This window comes from Roseibium sp. QJM3NY_11 (assembly GCF_056173175.1).
On the sequence record NZ_CM149660.1, the window covers coordinates 1,441,398 to 1,458,179 of the forward strand.

At 63.5% G+C, this 16,782-nt stretch carries 13 protein-coding genes; 7 read left to right on the top strand and 6 right to left on the bottom strand.

The genetic code is table 11. From position 1 onward, the window contains the following. Window positions 1-138: 138 nt before the first annotated feature. Window positions 139-1,380 (top strand): NAD(P)/FAD-dependent oxidoreductase, encoded by a 1,242-nt coding sequence (locus tag AC0VX3_RS06610; RefSeq protein ID WP_475524031.1) that lies wholly within the window; start codon window positions 139-141, stop codon window positions 1,378-1,380. Between the two features lie 227 nt (window positions 1,381-1,607). On the opposite strand, the gene AC0VX3_RS06615 is transcribed toward AC0VX3_RS06610, so the two are convergent. After that, entirely contained in the window at window positions 1,608-4,046 is a 2,439-nt protein-coding gene (locus AC0VX3_RS06615) for a Tex family protein (protein ID WP_475524032.1), read from the bottom strand. 385 nt (window positions 4,047-4,431) lie between these two features. On the opposite strand from AC0VX3_RS06615, the gene AC0VX3_RS06620 reads away from it, so the two are divergent. Beyond that, on the top strand, window positions 4,432-5,082 hold the full coding sequence (locus AC0VX3_RS06620) for a TetR/AcrR family transcriptional regulator (RefSeq protein ID WP_475524033.1): 651 nt from the start codon (window positions 4,432-4,434) through the stop codon (window positions 5,080-5,082). Here the strand turns inward: AC0VX3_RS06620 and AC0VX3_RS06625 are convergent. Further along, window positions 5,066-6,187, bottom strand: a complete 1,122-nt coding sequence (locus AC0VX3_RS06625) for an ATP-dependent DNA helicase (RefSeq protein ID WP_475524034.1) — start codon at window positions 6,185-6,187, stop codon at window positions 5,066-5,068. The two genes, AC0VX3_RS06620 and AC0VX3_RS06625, sit on opposite strands and share 17 nt — an antisense overlap. A gap of 78 nt (window positions 6,188-6,265) precedes the next feature. Then, window positions 6,266-7,594: an NAD(P)/FAD-dependent oxidoreductase gene (locus tag AC0VX3_RS06630; protein WP_475524035.1), complete on the bottom strand. Its 1,329-nt coding sequence runs from the start codon at window positions 7,592-7,594 to the stop codon at window positions 6,266-6,268. 282 nt (window positions 7,595-7,876) lie between these two features. Between AC0VX3_RS06630 and AC0VX3_RS06635 the strand changes: the two genes are divergently transcribed. Together AC0VX3_RS06635 and AC0VX3_RS06640 are read left to right on the top strand one after the other, a co-directional pair. Then, window positions 7,877-8,812, top strand: coding sequence for a fatty acid desaturase (locus AC0VX3_RS06635; protein WP_475524036.1), 936 nt, complete (start codon window positions 7,877-7,879; stop codon window positions 8,810-8,812). After that, entirely contained in the window at window positions 8,809-9,660 is an 852-nt protein-coding gene (locus AC0VX3_RS06640; protein ID WP_475524037.1) for a phosphate/phosphite/phosphonate ABC transporter substrate-binding protein, read from the top strand. The genes AC0VX3_RS06635 and AC0VX3_RS06640 overlap by 4 nt, the downstream gene beginning before the upstream one ends. Before the next feature lie 19 nt (window positions 9,661-9,679). Here the strand turns inward: AC0VX3_RS06640 and AC0VX3_RS06645 are convergent, their stop codons facing one another. Further along, window positions 9,680-9,814, bottom strand: coding sequence for a hypothetical protein (locus AC0VX3_RS06645; RefSeq protein ID WP_348151732.1), 135 nt, complete (start codon window positions 9,812-9,814; stop codon window positions 9,680-9,682). Between the two features lie 162 nt (window positions 9,815-9,976). Here AC0VX3_RS06645 and AC0VX3_RS06650 point away from each other — a divergent pair, with 162 nt between their 5' ends. Both AC0VX3_RS06650 and AC0VX3_RS06655 read left to right on the top strand, forming a co-directional pair. After that, the gene (locus AC0VX3_RS06650; protein WP_475524038.1) at window positions 9,977-10,915 is read left to right on the top strand and encodes a LysR substrate-binding domain-containing protein; all 939 of its coding nucleotides are present in this window, start codon (window positions 9,977-9,979) and stop codon (window positions 10,913-10,915) included. Window positions 10,916-11,068: 153 nt separating this feature from the next. Continuing rightward, complete coding sequence (locus AC0VX3_RS06655) at window positions 11,069-11,377, top strand: hypothetical protein (RefSeq protein WP_342892931.1); 309 nt, start codon at window positions 11,069-11,071, stop codon at window positions 11,375-11,377. 131 nt (window positions 11,378-11,508) lie between these two features. Here AC0VX3_RS06655 and AC0VX3_RS06660 read toward each other — a convergent pair whose 3' ends face one another. Together AC0VX3_RS06660 and AC0VX3_RS06665 are read right to left on the bottom strand one after the other, a co-directional pair. Continuing rightward, a complete protein-coding gene (locus AC0VX3_RS06660) occupies window positions 11,509-13,944 on the bottom strand; it encodes a GcvT family protein (RefSeq protein ID WP_475524039.1) in 2,436 nt (811 codons plus the stop codon). 62 nt (window positions 13,945-14,006) lie between these two features. Next, a complete protein-coding gene (locus AC0VX3_RS06665; protein WP_475524040.1) occupies window positions 14,007-15,605 on the bottom strand; it encodes a trimethylamine methyltransferase family protein in 1,599 nt (532 codons plus the stop codon). A gap of 226 nt (window positions 15,606-15,831) precedes the next feature. Here AC0VX3_RS06665 and AC0VX3_RS06670 point away from each other — a divergent pair, with 226 nt between their 5' ends. Next, window positions 15,832-16,743: a phosphotransferase gene (locus tag AC0VX3_RS06670; protein WP_475524041.1), complete on the top strand. Its 912-nt coding sequence runs from the start codon at window positions 15,832-15,834 to the stop codon at window positions 16,741-16,743. Window positions 16,744-16,782: the final 39 nt, after the last annotated feature.

A 16,782-nucleotide genomic window follows, 5' to 3' on the forward strand; every position in this document is an offset into this window, starting at 1 on the left:
TCCCTGCTTCCCTGGCCGTTGCTTCGCTTTGCGTATCGGATGCGATTGACACCACGCCCCTCATGACCAAAAACTCCCCGGCCGGGGAAGGACGCTGACCCGGGTTTCGATTTCAGGCAGGGGTGGGCATCAAAGTTCATGAGCAAGGCAAAGGTCCATGTGGTCGGCGCCGGGATTGTCGGACTGGCAACAGCGGCAAGCCTGGTGCAGCGCGGCTACGAGGTCACGATCATCGACCGGGAAGGGCCGGCGGCCGGTGCCAGCCAGGGCAATGCGGCGGCGATCGCCTGGACGGACGTGGCGCCCATGGCCTCGCCGGGACTGTGGAAGCAGGCACTCAAATGGCTTGCCGACCCGCTCGGACCCCTGACGGTGCGGCCCGCCTATGCGCTGAAAATTCTTCCCTGGATGCTGCGGTTCATGGCGGCCTCGAACCCGCGGCGCGTGGCCCGCAGCACCGAGGCGCTGGTGGACCTGAACAGCGCGGTGGTGCCGGCGTGGGAGCGGTTGTGGCGCGTGTCCGGCACCCACAACCAGGTCCGCAGGGACGGCTGCCTGCAGCTTTTCGATACGCTGTCGAGCCTTGAAAGGGCGCGGGGCCGCTGGGCGGAACAGCGTCTCTACGGGATCGAGGTCGAGGAACTTGATGCGGGGCCCTTGCGGGCACTGGAGCCGGATCTGTCCGAACGGGTCGTCGGGGGCGCGCTGGTGCCGGGCTGGATGCAGGTGGACGAGCCGAAGCAGCTTTGCCTCGCACTCGCCGACTGGCTGCGCGGCCAGGGCGTGGTCTTCGCGGTCGGCGAGGTGGCTGGCCTTCAGCCGAACGCGGCAGGGTGCGATCTGGTGCTGAAGGACGGCGGCCGGATCGCGTCGGAGCGGGTTGTCATTGCCTGCGGCGCCTGGTCGAAAACACTGGCGTCCCGGCTGGGTGACAAGATCCCGCTCGATACCGAACGCGGCTACAACATCACCGTGCCGGAACCGGGTGTTTCGGTGAAGCGCATGATCATGCTGCCCGGCCACGGTTTCGTGATGACCCCGCTGTCGACGGGTCTGCGCGTCGGCGGCGCGGTGGAGTTCGGCGGTCTCGATCTTCCGCCGAACTGGAACCGCGTCGACGCCATGACCACGAAAGCGCGGTTGTTTTTCCCGGACCTCGATACGGCGGGCGGCAAGCGCTGGATGGGGTTCCGTCCATCCCTTCCCGACAGCCTGCCGGTGATTTCCCCGGCCAGCCGCCACGACCGCATCTTCTATGCCTTCGGCCATGCTCACCACGGACTGACCCAGTCTGCGATCACCGGCGAGATGATCGCAGACATGATCGAGGGCAAGACACCGACGGTCGATCCGGCGCCGTTCGCGGCGGACAGGTTCTGACGGCGGCCCTGCAAAGAAACAGACCCCCCACCCCTAACCCCTCCCCACAAGAGGGAGGGGGATTGGGCATCGGTTTCCCCAATTCTGTTTGCGTATCTTCGCAGGTCGACAGGTGTGAAGGACCAAGCGGATCGGCGGTCTCGACCCTTCCCCCTTGTGGGGAGGGGATTGGGGTGGGGGTGACTGCCGGGAGGGGGAGCGAAGCGGCGGTCGGTGTTGCGTCCTTGTTACTTCTTCTTGTTCATTGCCGCCGCAAGGGCGGCCGCCATGGCGTTGTTGCCGCCGTCGCTGGCGGACGATTTCGGTGCGCCGGATTTTCCGCCGCCGGGACCGCCGCGTGGAGCATTGCCGCCGGGGCTTTTTCCGCCCGGACCGCGTCCGCCGTCACCTCGTCCTCCCGGACCGCCCCGGTTCTGCGGGGTGCGTTCGCGCTGCTCCTGGTAATCGGCCTGGGACTTCATGGTCATGGAAATGCGCTTGCGTGGCACGTCGACGTCCAGAATGGTCACCTTGACGATGTCACCGGCCTTGACGACCTTGTGCGGGTCGTCGACGAAGCGGTCGGCGAGCTGGGAGACATGCACCAGGCCGTCCTGATGAACGCCGACATCGACGAAGGCGCCGAAGTTGGTGACATTGGTGACCGTGCCTTCCAGCTTCATGCCCGGTTTCAGGTCCGCGATTTCCTCGACGCCGTCCTGCAGGGCCGCGGTCTTGAATTCCGGACGCGGATCGCGGCCGGGCTTTTCAAGCTCCGAGAGGATGTCCTTCACCGTCGGCAGACCGAATTTCTCGTCCGTGAACTCCACCGGATCGAGGCCACTCAGGAGAGAGGCGTCGCCCATGATCTGGCGCACATCGCGGCCACAAGCCTTCACGATGCGCTTGGCCAGCGGATAGGCTTCCGGATGCACCGAAGAAGCGTCGAGCGGTTCCTTGCCGTCATTGATGCGCAGGAAACCGGCGCAGAGTTCAAAGGCCTTGGCGCCGAGACGCGGCACCTTCTTGAGCTGGGACCGGCTGTCGAAGCGGCCAATCTCTTCGCGGTGTTCCACGACGGCCCGGGCAAGGCTGTCCGACAGGCCGGAAATGCGCGACAGCAGGGCCGGGGAGGCAGTGTTGAGATCGACGCCGACGGCGTTCACCGCATCCTCGACAACCGCGTCGAGCGCGCGGGCGAGCCGGGTCTGGTTGACGTCATGCTGGTACTGGCCGACGCCGATTGATTTCGGCTCGATCTTGACGAGTTCGGCGAGCGGGTCCTGCAGGCGACGGGCGATCGACGCCGCACCGCGCAGGGAGACATCGACATCCGGCATTTCGGCAGACGCGAGCTCGGAGGCGGAATAGACCGATGCGCCGGCCTCGTTGACGATCACCTTGACCGGCCTTTGCGCGGCGGGAATGTCGGCCAGCACATCGGTGGCCAGCTTGTCGGTCTCCCGGCTGGCGGTGCCGTTGCCGATGGCGATCAGGCCGATCTTGTGTTTGGCGATGAGCGCCTGAAGCACCGCGCGGGAGCCGGAGATATCGTTGCGCGGCTGGAACGGATAGATGGTGGCGGTGTCGACCAGACGGCCGGTGTCGTCGACCACGGCCACCTTGACGCCGGTGCGGATGCCGGGATCGAGGCCGAGCGTCGAGGTGGCGCCGGCCGGGGCGGCCAGAAGCAGATCCTTCAGGTTGCGCGCGAACACCTGGATTGCCTCTTCCTCGGCCTTGTCGCGCAGCACGCCCATCAGGTCGAGTTCCAGGTGCAGAGCCAGCTTCACTTTCCAGGCGAAGCGCGCGACTTCCATCAGCCACTTGTCGGCGGGGCGGCCCCGATCGGCGATGGCATAGGTGTCGGCGACCATCCTGACGGCGGGCAGAACCGGAGAGACGTTGTCGGCGTCGACGGTCAGATCGACGGAAAGTATGCCTTCATTGCGGCCGCGGAACAGGGCCAGAGCCCGGTGGCTCGGGATCTTCGACCATTTTTCCGAATAGTCGAAATAGTCGGCGAACTTGGCGCCCTTGTCGGCCATGCCGTCGATCAGTTTCGACTGGACGATGCCGCGCTCCTCGATGTGCCTGCGCAGGCGTCCGACCAGTCCGGCATTTTCCGCAAAGCGCTCCATCAGGATCTGGCGCGCACCGTCCAGCGCGGCCTTGGTGTCGGCAATGCCTGCGGTTTCGTTGAAAAAGGCGGCGGCTTCGGCTTCCGGGTCCCTGGTCGGATCCGACAGCAACAGGTCAGCCAGGGGTTCCAGTCCCGCCTCGCGGGCGATCTGGGCCTTGGTGCGGCGTTTCTTCTTGTAGGGAAGATAGATGTCCTCGAGCTGGGACTTGGTTTCCGCCGCCTGAATGCCCTGCTTCAGTGCGTCGGTCAGCTTGCCCTGTTCATCGATGGACTTCGCAATGGCGACGCGCCGGTCTTCCAGTTCACGCAGATAGATCAGCCGCTCTTCCAGCTTGCGCAGCTGGGTGTCGTCGAGGCCTCCGGTCGCCTCCTTGCGGTAGCGTGCGATGAACGGCACGGTCGCGCCTTCGTCGATCAGCTGGACGGTGGCATTGACCTGTCCACTCTTGCAGCCGATTTCATCGGCGATCCGCTGCGCGATGCGCAAGGCGGTCTCATCGGGGGAAACGGATCGCTTGGGTTCGGATGCTGTGACGATGTCCATGGACGCAGATGCTTTCAGGTTTGAAATCCGGACCGCAGAAGATACGCCTCCTCAAGGAGACGGGAAAGGCAAGTGCGGGTCCCGTCCACTGACAAATTTCGCAGCTTTTCAGGCCGCTCGGCCCCATTGGGAGACCTGTGTGAACCGGGTGCAAACATGTTCCCGTATCGATGCCGCGGCTTCCCGAAAGGAAATTTGCCTCCTATGGTTGAATTTTCCGGAATCTTGAACGCACTGCAACGAAAAATGTGTTCACAGTCGCGAAAACGTCGTTATTGTTGAGCTCCAACTTCACGATTTCACTTGGGGTCTGACGCCAGGGCCCAAGGCATCCATTCGACAGTGCGCCGTTGTTCAAACGGTTTGCTGACAGGAGACTCGACGCATGGCACGGGGACGACCCAGAAAAATCGACCCGGGTGATGCACTCCATGACGTGATGATCGCGTTCTGGCAGAACGGATATGCCGCAACGTCGATGACGGATCTTTCCGAAGCGTCCGGCATGGCCAAGCCGGGTCTGTATGCCGCTTTCGGTGACAAGGAAGCCTTGTTCGAAAAGGCCCTGATGCATTATTTCAACGCCTATGGCGGCCCGATCTTCGAAAAGCTTGGACCGGGCGGCGGGCATGTGGTCGATGATCTCAGGGCGTTCTTCGGAGCGGTCGCCGATCTGACGCTGGACGAGACCACGCCGACGGGGTGCTTTCTGGTCAATACCGTGATCGACTGCCGGTATGGCTCGGAGCGTCACAAGGAAATGGTGCAGGGATTGGTCGAGTCGCGTCTGGAAGCGATCCGCACACGTCTGCTCAAGGCTGTTGCGGCGGGGGACGTGCCGGCCGATGCCGAGATCGATCGGCTGGCGATCTTTCTGGACGGGCAGTTTTCGGCAATCGCCATTCTGGGGCGCAGCGGTATCAGCGAACCGGACATGAAAGCCTTCATCGATACCTGCCTCGAGGTCATTCCGACCTGTAACGCCGTGATGCCGGAAGAGACCCAGGCACAGGCCAAGCCTATCTTACGACAATGATCTGTTCCGCTGCCCGGGTCACGGCCGTGTAAAGCCAGCGGCTCTTGTGTTCGCGGAAGGCCCAGCTTTCGTCAAACAGCACGACGCTGTCCCATTGCGAGCCCTGGGCCTTGTGTACCGTCAGCGCGTAGCCGTAGTCGAACTCGTCTGCCTTGCGCCGAATGGCATAGGGGATGCTTTCGGCACCGTCCTCGAACATCGACGGCAACACCTTCACCTTGACGGCGGTTCGTGACAATTCGTCCTCGGAAACGATGTCGAACCGGAGCGTGTTGCCGCGCGGCGGGCGCAGACGCTTGACCGTCCACAGGCCGCCGTTCAGGAGCCCCTTGGTCTTGTCGTTCCTGAGGCAGACCAGCTTGTCGCCGACGGCGGGCATCGGGGTCGCGAATTCCTTCAGTTCGCGGATGCGGCCGTTGTACAGGCGCCGTGTCTTGTTGGTGCCGACCAGAACCTGGTCGGCGGCCAGGATCTGGTCCTTGTCGATGTCCCTGCGCTGAATGACCTTGCTTTCGCCGAAGGTGCCATAATCCAGCTGGCCACCGTCGCGGATGGTCATGGACATGCGCACGATCGGGTTGTCCTGGGCCTGACGGTGAACTTCCGTCAGCATCACGTCCGGTTCGGCTTCGGTGAAATAGCCGCCGCCCTTGACCGGGGGCAACTGTGCCGGGTCGCCCAGCACCAGCACAGGCGTTCCGAAGGACAGAAGGTCCTTGCCCAGATCCTCGTCGACCATGGAGCATTCGTCGATCACGATGAGGCTGGCGGTCGCCGCCGCGCTGTCGCGCTTGATGGCGAACTGGGGACCGGTGTCCTCTTCGTCGTCGCCGCGGTCTTCCTCTTCCTTGGCGGAACGCGGACGGTAGATCAGCGAATGGATCGTGCCGGCGTCGGCGCAGCCCTTCTGGCGCAGGACATGGGCGGCCTTGCCCGTAAAGGCACCGAAACAGACGTTGCCGTCGATGCCTTCAGCCAGATGACGCGCGAGTGTGGTCTTGCCCGTTCCGGCATAGCCGAACAGACGGAACACTTGCCGGTCGCCGCGCTTGAGCCAGGCGGCGGTTTCCTTCAGGGCGTCGTCTTGTTGAGGGGACCAGGCCACGGAAAAGCTCCTTTGGGACGTTCCCCGGTTGCTTACCCCGATTTGTGCGATTCGACCAAGAGGCAATCGGGCCGGGGCTCACCCCAGCACGGAGAATGAACTCTGCCTGGTCAGCTCCCGTTTTCTGGAGAATGTGGCTGTGTCGAGCGTGTGGTCCACATGGCGCAGCCGGAATTGCAGCGGATCCCGGTCGTGGTCGCCACCGTCTTCGCACCGGGTGATCAGATCGGCCATCAGGCGGCCCGCGACCGGTGCGTTCTTGAACTGGTTGCCGCTGGTGCCGATTGCCAGGTAATAGCCGTCGATGTCGCTGCGGTCGTAGATCGGCAGCCAGTCGTCGGTGGCGTCATAGAGATCGGCGATGCCGACGGGATGCTGGGACACGCCGAGGCCGGGCAGGCGCTGCGAAAACCGGTAGGCATAGGTCAGGGCGCGGTCGGTCAGGTCCCTGGAAAAGTCGTCGGGATCCATTTCCAGATGGGGATCGCAGGACGGGTTCTGGCTGCCGATCATGAGCTGGCCGCCGCTGCCGGGCTTGACGTAGCAGCCGATGTCGTTGTCCGAGACGATCAGGCCCTGGCGCGAGTAGCCGAGACTTTCGGGCGGCCTGATCTGGACCACTTCCTGGCGCAGGGGCCGGTGCCCGATCCTGACGCCGGGAGCGCCGTCCACCAGGGCATTGATCCTGCCCGAATGTGGGCCGCCGACGTTGATCACGATGCCGGCCCTGATCGTCTCGCCACTCTCGCAGACCACACCGGTGACGCGGTTGGCCGTGACCGGGATGCTCACAACCCTGGTGTTGAAGCGGAAATCCGCGCCGCGCCGGGCTGCGGCGTCCTTCAGGTTACGCGCCGCAAGCTGCGGGTCGTCGACATAGCCGCCAAAGGGAAAAAACACGCCACCCTGAAGTGCGCCGCCCGTCGGCGTGCCGAAGGCATCGTCGTCCATGGTTCTAGCGGGGGCGAAGCAGGTCAGATCATAGCCCGGCAAGGCGTTCCGGATGTCGTCGGCGGTCCAGTGCCTGTAGGGGATTTTCAGGGTGTCGGCATGTTCAAGGACCTGTTTCTGGTGATTGTCCGCCGGGGTTTTCATGACCAGGGTGCCGGTCTCGATGAAACGCGCCAGGCCGTCTTCCTCTTCCGCCGAAGCCTCCAGGCAAGAGCGCCAGTCGGACCAGTCGTGATAGCCCTCCAGAGCCATCGCGGTGCCGTCCAGGGTGGAATAATAGGTCCGGATCACGGCCGCGGATGACGATGTCGAGCCGTAGCCCGCGGCGGGCAGCGCATCAATGTTGAGGGTCCGGTAGCCCTTGCGTGTCATCGACAGGGCAATGGCGCAACCGATGATCCCGGCGCCGATGATAATGGCGTCGTAGGGGCGGTCGGGCTCGGTCGGCAGGGGCATGGGGACTGTCCTTGTTCACAAGGGTCCCAGAACAGGAGACGAGGTCGGGTTTGTCCAGAACCAAAAACGCCAGTCGATGTCGTGTTCCGGCCATCGCGGTTTGATCAAAGGCCATATTTGGGGGCAAGAAGCGTCATCTGTTTAAGTAATTAGTCAAATAGATGAATTTGGTATCATTTGTGGAATTTGTTCCCAAGGTTCCCTTTGCGCTCTGCCGGCAGGACGCCCATAGTCGCGACACCATTCGGTTTTCGCCGTGTTTTCAAATATTTGGAGAAATATGTGCCACGCGCAAATACTTGCGAATGGCCGACACTGGCTCTTGTCCTGGCCACGTCGGCCACCTGGATTCTGGTGATTGGCTTTTATACGGAGTTGGGAGGGTGGATTGTCTGTCCCCTGGCCGCCCTGGCGGTCACGCTGCAATCTTCCCTGCAGCACGAGGTGCTTCACGGCCATCCGACCCGTTCGCCGGCCATGAACGAGGCGCTGGTCTATTGTTCGTTCGGTCTCTGGATCCCGTACCGCCGCTTCAAGTCACTGCATCTGCGCCACCACAACAACGACCGTCTGACGGATCCTTACGACGACCCGGAAAGCTTCTATCTCGCCTGGGCGGACTGGCAGAAGCTGCCGCGGCCGATCCGGGCAGTGCTGACGCTCAACAATGTGCTGCTCGGGCGCCTGCTGCTCGGGCCCGTCGTTTCGATGGTCGGCTTTCTGGGCGCCGAGATCCGGATGATCCTGGCCGGCGACCGGGCCGTGCTGCGGGCCTGGCTGCATCACCTTGCGGGGGCGGTTCCCGTCCTGGTGTTTGTCACCCTTGTCGCGGAGATGCCGCTGTGGCTTTATCTGGCCGGTGTTTCCTATCCGGCCATGAGCCTGCTGATGCTGCGGACCTTTGCCGAACACCGTGCTCACGAGCGTGCCGAGGCGCGTTCCATCATCGTGGAGTTCTGCCCGCTGTTCTCGCTCCTGTTCCTCAACAACAATCTTCATGTGGTCCACCACGCCTATCCGAGGATGCCATGGTACCGCTTGCCGGCACTCTACCGCGCGGCGCGCGATGACTGGCAGCGGCGCAATGGCGGCTACGTCTATGCCACCTATTTCGAGCTGGCGAGACACTTCCTCTTCAAGGTGAAGGAGCCGGTGGTCCATCCGATCCGGCACAGGCAGGACCGTGATCCCCGGGATGCGGCGAAGGCCGCGCCTTGACCGGCCGGAGGTTCCTGCCGGTCCGGCTGCCGATGTATGACTGGCCGGAAGTCAAGGCGGAGACCTTGCGGCTCGAGCGCGCGCTGCAAGGCGCGCTCTGCGCCGTTCTGGATCTTGATCCTTCCGGATTTCGCGAGCGGCCGGAAAACGCCGAGCTGGTCGAGGTCTGGACAGACCCGGATCTCCTGCTGACCCAGACCTGCGGCTACCCGCTGACCCATGCCCTTGCCGGCAGGGTCCGATTGCTCGGGGCGCCGCATTATTCTGCGCCCGGCTGTGACGGGGTCACCTATTGCAGCCAGCTTGTGGTTTTCGCCGAAAGTTCTCACCGGTGCCTTGAGGACCTGCGCGGCCGTCGCGCGGTCTACAACGGGGCAGACAGCCAGTCGGGCATGAATGCGTTCCGGCATGCGGTCGCCGGGCTCCGGGGACGGGACGGGGGCGGGAGCGAGAACGAGAACAGGTTTTTCTCGGACGTGGTCGCAAGTGGCAGTCATCTGGGATCGATGCGGGCGGTCGTGGCTCAGGAAGCGGACATCGCCTGCATCGATGCGGTCTGCTGGTGGCTTGCCTGCCGGGAGGTGCCGGATCTGACGGCGCGGCTCCGGCCGATCGGCCGGACGGCCTCCGTGCCGGGCTTGCCGCTGATCACCTCGCTCCGTTTTACCGACCGGGAAGCGGATCTGATCGCCGACACCGTCGACGCGGTCCTGACCGGGCCGGAGACGCAAGAAAGCCGCGAACGCCTGGGCATCCGCGGCTTCTCGAAACTTGACGTCGGCGACTATACCGGTCTCCTCTCCATGGAGAGGGAGGCCGCAGGCCTGGGATATTCCGTCCTGGCCTAGATCGCGCGAACTCCGCCTATCAGCGGGCGGAACCCTGTTTTCTGGCGCCTTCGCGCAGGCGAAGAGCCTCTTCCATGCGGGCCAGATGCGCGGCACTGTTGCCGTGCACCAGCCCCATGAGGTTTGTGCCGAGCGCTTGTGCAAGATAGGTCATGGCGTTTCCAATCCTGAGTTTTCTGATTTGGTGACGGGCGGGCCACTGCTGTTCGATCAGGCCCCTTGACACCCATATGTGCCTATCTTGCCTTTCAATCAAACGAATAGTATTCATCTATTCGATCAAAAAAATTGAACTCACCTTCCGTAAGGCCATTTCATGGAAAAACTGCCCGGTACCGGAATGCCGCTGATCGATCTCGAGCTGTACCGCACATTTGTGGTGATCTCGGAAACGTCCAGCTTTTCAAAGGCTTCCGAGCTCGTGAGCCGGACACCTTCGGCCGTGTCGATGCAGGTCAAGAAATTGGAAACCATGTTGGGAGTTGCCGTTTTCGTCCGGGAAGGCCGGTCCGTGCGGATGACACCCGAGGGGGAAGCCCTGCTTGGGTATGCAAGACGCATCCTGATGCTGAACGAAGAGGCGGTGTCTCTGTTCCTGTCACCCGAGGTGGAGGGTCAGGTGCGTTTCGGTGCGCCGTCCGACTTCGGCACCCGTCTTCTGCCCAACATCCTGTCGCGTTTCGCGCGGTCCCATCCGGGGGTCAATGTGGATGTGCATCTGGACGGCAGCCCGATGCTCGACGAAAAGGCGAAGAAGGGAGAGCTGGATCTGGTGCTGTTCACCGCGCGTCCGGGAACCGGACTTTCGCGCGGCGGCGAAATCGTCTTCACCGAACCCCTGGTCTGGGTGGGTCTGGAAGGCGGCATTGCCCATGAACGCGACCCGCTGCCGCTGGCCGTGTCGACGCCAGGCTGCCCGTGGCGGCGCGCGGCACGCGTTGCACTGGACGATGTCCAGAAGCCCTACAGGGTTTCCTACACCAGTTTTCACAGTGCCGGACAGGAAGCCGCGCTGCTGGCCGACCTCGCGGTCGCGCCCTTTCCCGCCAGCGTCGTCCAGCCGCCCTTGCAGGTTCTGGACGCGCGTCACGGGCTGCCGAAAATCGGCGACTATCACATCGTCATGCGCGAACGCGCGAAAGCCGGCAAGGCGACCCACGCGTTTGCGCAGCATGTCGAAGAGTGTTTCCGGGAACTGGGTCTGGGCACATCCTTCGGAAGTTCCGGAACTTCCGGAACTTCCGGAACTGCCTGACGCGCCGTTGCGGAGGTCTGTGCCGGTCCGGGGCCTTTCCCGGCATTAACCATAATTCGCCTTTCAACAGCGCAAAACCGCCAGGCGGCTGGTGCAAAGGTTAACGAGCGGTTACGATTCATGGTAAATGAAACGTTAACAGCGAGACGTGCCATGAGACTGGTCCTGAAATCCCTGATCGCCGCTGCCGGGTTCACTCTTGCGGCAGGTGTCGCCGCTCAGGCGGAAAGCGGAACGGTCCGCATTCTCCATGACGAGGCTTATGGTGCCATCGTCACCAAGGAGGCCGGCGTGCTGGTATTCCGCGGCCTGCCGCCGACACGCAAGGTGATCGTCAATCCGGACGGCAAGACGCCGCTTGAACTGAAGCAGACCGAGGTGCGTGAGACCAACGTGGTGGTGATCGCCAACCAGGACGACTACATTCGTCACCTTGGTGCAAAGATCATCCGGCTGAAATAAGGTCCCGCTGAACAAGCTCGCTCCTCAGGATGAGGCTGTGTTGAAGGCGCGTACAGGCGCGGAGAAAATTCGTCCTCATCCTGAGGAGGACCGTCAGGTCCGTCTCGAAGGATCGGCCACTTGCTCCAGAGTCACATCCGCATGCGTTCCGCCTTCGGGTCGAACGGCGGTTCGGTCAGGATGGTGGCCTTGCGGCGCTCGCCCAGGATCTCGATCTGGAAAGCGCCTTCGCCGAGTTCTCTGGCGAGTTCCGCCGGTATGTAGCCTTGCGCCAGCGATTGTTCGACAAAGTGGGCATAGCCGCCGGAGGTGATCCAGCCGATCACCTTGCCATCGTGCCAGACCGGTTCGTCGCCCATGACATCGGCATCCGAGGCATCGACGGTGAAGGCGACACGCAGACGCTTCGGGCCTTCGTCGAATTCCTTTCGGGCGGCCGCCTTGCCGATGAAATCGGCCTTGTCGAGTTTCACGAAGCGGCCGAGATCGGCCTCGAATGGGCCGTAGATCGGGCGGAATTCGCGGAACCAGGTGCCGAAGTTCTTTTCAAGCCGCAGGGACAGAAGCGCGCGCATGCCGAAATTCCGGATGTTGAATTCAGCGCCCGCGTCCATCAGTGCCTCATAGACCTGGCGTTCGTATTCCGGGGCCATCCAGATTTCAAAGCCGAGGTCGCCGGTGTAGGAAATGCGGTTGACCTTGCAGGGCGCATTGGCGACATCGATCTCGCGGAAATCCATGAAACGGAAAGCGGTGCCGGAAACATCGTCGCCGGTCACCTTTGCAAGGACCTTGCGCGCATTGGGGCCGGCGATGGACAGCCCGACCCAGGCCAGGTTGATGGCCCGGATCGTCACAGAGCCGTCACGGGGCAAGTGCTGCTCGAACCAGCGCATGTGGGTGATTTCGGCCTGGGAAGAGCCGAACATGAAGAATTTTTCCCTGTCCTCGCAGGCGATGGTGAAATCGCCGATCAGTTTGCCGTTTTTGTTCAGCATCGGCGTCAGCACGATGCGGCCCACCTTCGGCATGGTGTTGGTCATCAGGTGAGACAGATAGCTTTCCGCACCTGGCCCGGTGATCTCGTATTTCGCGAAGTTGGCGATCTCGGTGATGCCGACGCTTTCGCGCACGGCACGGCATTCGGCGCCGACGGCGTCGAAATCGTTGGAGCGGCGGAAGGAGACGACGTCTTCGGCCGCCGCGCCCTCTGGCGCGAACCAGAGCGGGGTCTCCAGGCCCCAGCTGTCGCCCATCACCGCGCCCTGCGCGATCATCCGATCGTAGAGCGGGGTGGTCTGATGCGGGCGCCCGGCGGGCAGTTCCTCGTTGGGGAATCGGATCCGGAAGCGGCGGCGGTAGTTTTCCTGAACCTTGGCGTTGGTGTAGGCGAGTGTCGCCCAGGAGCCGTAGCGGGCGACGTCCATGCCCCAGATGTCATAGCCGGGATCGCCGTTGATCATCCAGTTGGCGAGCGTCAGGCCGACGCCGCCGCCCTGACTGAAGCCGGCCATGACGCCGCAGGCGACCCAATAGTTTCTGAGGCCGCGGACCGGGCCGACCAGCGGGTTGCCGTCGGGCGCGAAGGTGAAGGGGCCGTTGATGATCTGCTTGATGCCGGCGTTCTGCAGCGCGGGAAAATGCTCGAAACCGACTTCCAGTTCCGGGGCGATCCGGTCGAGGTCGGGCGGCAGCAGCTCGTGGCCGAAATCCCAGGGCGTCTCGCGCGGACTCCAGGGGCGGCAGTTCTGCTCATAGGTGCCCAGCAGCACGCCCTTGCCCTCCTGGCGGGTGTAGATCTCGCCGCCGAAGTCGAGCACGCCGATCAGTTCCTTTCCGGTCGCCTCGTTGTGGGCGGTCACTTCCGGCATCTCGTCGGTCAGCAGATACATGTGCTCCATGGCCAGCACGGGCAGCTCGATACCGACCATGCGGCCGCATTCGCGCGCCCACAACCCGCCGGCATTGACCACATGCTCGGCGCGGATGGTGCCCTTGTCGGTGATCACGTCCCAGGTGCCGTCCGGCGTCTGCACCAGTTCCTCCACCTTGGTGTGGCGAAGGACGGTGGCGCCGTTGACGCGGGCCGCCTTGGCATAGGCGTGGGTGGTGCCCGACGGATCGAGGTGGCCCTCGATCGGATCCCAGAGCGCGCCGATGAAATGTTTCTCGTCGAGGATCGGGAACATGGTCTTGGCTTCGGCAACCGAAATCAGCTCCAGGTCCATGCCGAGATAGCGGCCCTTGGCCTGGGCGAGGCGCAGGAAATCCATGCGTTCCGGCGTATCTGCCAGCATGACGCCGCCGGTGAGATGCAGGCTGCAGGACTGGCCGGAGACCTCCTCCAGCTCCTTGTAGAGATCGACGGTGTAGCTCTGCAACTGGGCGACGTTCGGGTCGCCGTTGAGGGTGTGAAAGCCGCCGGCCGCATGCCAGGACGAGCCGGAAGTCAGCTCGTCGCGCTCGACCAGGGTCACATCCTTCCAGCCGAGCTTGGTCAGGTGGTAAAGCACGCTGCAGCCGACAACACCGCCGCCAATGACAACAACCTGCGTATGGGTTTTCATGAAATGCGCTCCGGAAATCCCGTTTTCTGAAAGACGGGTCTGTTCGTTCTTCTGCCTGAAAGTCAGAAATCGGTGGGGGCGCCGCCTTCGGCCTTGCGCCGGTCGACGAAGGCGGTGATCTCCTCGTCGATGGCCGGGTCAAGGGCGGGGGGCTGATAGGTCTCGAGCGCCTTCTTGTAGAGCCGGTTGGCCTTGTCGTGGGCGGTCGGGCTGCCGGCTTCGGCCCAGGTCTCGTAATTGCGCCAGTCGGACACGATCGGCGCGTAAAACGCCTCCTTGTAGCGGTCCTGGGTGTGCTGGGTGCCGAAGAAATGTCCGGCCGGGCCGACCTCGCGGATCGCATCCACCGCGAGCGCCTCCTCGGAGACGTTGAGCGGTGTCAGGTACTCGGCGATCTTCTGCAGGAGGTCGATGTCGGTGATGAATTTCTCGAAGCCGGCGCTGAGACCGCCCTCCAGCCAGCCGGCGGCGTGCTTGATGATGTTGGCACCGCCGTTGATCGCACCCCATTCCGACAGGGTTGTCTCGAGCGCGGCCTGATAGTCGACGGTGTTGGCCGCGCAGACCCCGGATGAGCGGTAGGGCAGATGATAGCGCCTGGCCAGTTGTCCGCCCGCAATGGCCGCCTTCATGTATTCCGGGGTGCCGAAGGCGGGCGCGCCGGACTTCATGTCGACATTGGAGGTGAAACCGCCATAGACGACAGGGGCGCCGGGGCGGACGATCTGGGCAAAGGCGATGCCCGCGAGGGCTTCCGCATTCTGCAAGGCGAGCGCACCGGCGACCGTCACCGGGGCCATGGCGCCTGCCAGGGTGAACGGGGTCACGATGGAGACCTGCCCGGCCTTGGCCATCTCGATCAGGCCCTGCAGCATCGGGGTGTCGAGGCGCAGTGGCGAGGAGGTGTTGATGACCGTCGCCACGCACGGCGTCCTGACGAACTCCTCGGGGGAGAGGCCGTAGCCGATCCGGGTCAGCTCGAGGCCGTCGAGGTTGCGTTCGCGGCCCAGTGAATAGATGTGAAAGACCTTGTCGGTCAGGCGCAGCATGTCGGCAACGCAGTCGAGATGGCGAACGGACGCATGGATGTCGACCGGCTCGACCGGGTAACCCATCACGCAGTGAATGATGTTGAAGAACTGGGCGAGCTTCAGGAAGTTGCGGTAATCCTCCTGGTTGCCGGGCCGCCGTCCACCGTCCCGGTCGACCGCGTTGGGGGCACTGGCGACGCAGGAAAAGGCGATGGCGTTGCCGCCGATCTGCAGATCATGCGCGCGATTGCGGGCGCGCAGGGTGAATTCGGACGGAGCCTTCGCGACCAGCTCCGCGACCATGGCGCGGTCCATGCGGACGCGGTCCTCGCCCGGTTTCACGTCCGCACCCGCGGCTTTCAGCATGGCTTTGGCGTCGTCATGCAGGAAATCGATGCCGATCTCCTCCAGGACACGCATGGAGGCATTGTGAATGGCCTCGAGTTCGTCTGCGGAAACGGCTTCCAGCGGTTTGAAAAGGTGGCGCGGTTGTCTGAACGGTTTTTGCGGAAACAGGTCCGGGGCCTGCTTGTCGCCCCCCCTGCGCCGGCGGCCGCGGCGTGCGGGTTGCGTTTCGGCTGCCGCTCTCGGGGATGCAGTCTCCATGTCCGTCATTGTCTGGTCCGCCATGTTGCATCAGGGCCAGGCCTGGCCGCTGAACACGGGCCCGGCCCGGTAACCCACACCCTAGCGGAAGCAGACGATTTTCCGGGTGGTCCCAGAACGACCAGCAGTGCTCCGTCTCCGACATCTGCGCCAGTGGGGGCCGCAGGCACCGGAGCATTGCAAAGTTTGGCTTGACGGACAGGCCTGCCGGGGTGATCAGAACAGGAGAAACGACACTTGAGGATCTGGCGTGAACGCACAGCTTTCGGATGCAGACCTGTTCGATTTTCTGAAAGTGCGGCTGCCGGTGCCGGATTGGTCAGGGGCCCGTCTGCGCCCGTTGCCGGTGGCCTACACCTGCCGGTTCTGGCGCCTTGACGTTCCCGGGCGCAGTTATGTCGTCAAGGAGTTCTTTCCCGAAAGCGAGAACAATCCGCTTTACCCGACCTTGCCCCGGCAGGAAGCCGATGCGCTCGCCGTGCTGGCCCGGTACGACCTGTCTCCCGACCTGGAACTGTTCGGGGAAAGCCCGGCCGGAACGCCGCTTCTGGTCTATGGCTATCCAAGTCCGCTGGACAACGAGATCGACATCGGCGAGGTCGCCGACCTGATCGGCCGGTTTGCCGCGCTGTCGGAGCCGGTGCCCGGTCACCAGACCACGCCGGCCGGCTATCACGAGGTCCTGCAGCGCGGCGATGCCATGCTGGCGGCCATCCCCGACAGCCGCAAGGCGGCGAACCTGAAACGGTTGCGGCCTGCCGAAGCCGCAGTAAAGCGCAGGCAGGTCGCGCGCGCGCTGGTGCACCGCAGTTTCTGCCTCGGGACCATTCAGGCGACGGCGGACGGTGCGCGCCTGATCGACTGGCAGTTCGCCGGACTGGGCGATCCGGTCGAGGACATCGCCTGTTTCGTGTCACCCGGTCTTGCCACGTTGTACGGCCTGCATCCGCTCGTCGCCCACGTAGAGGACCTGTTCCTGCAAAACTATCCGGATCAGACGACGGTCGGGCGGTTTGTAGAGGAGCGCGGCGCCTATCACTGGTGCTTCGCCGCCTATTGCCTGTTCCGGCACGAGACCCTGATGCACAGCAACGCGCCGGCAGCGCGCGCCTATGGCCGGGCGCTGGAAGAGGAAGTCGATCTGCTGTTGCGCCTGCGATGAATGTGTTTATCGTAAATTATGACAATGTAATGAAGCTGT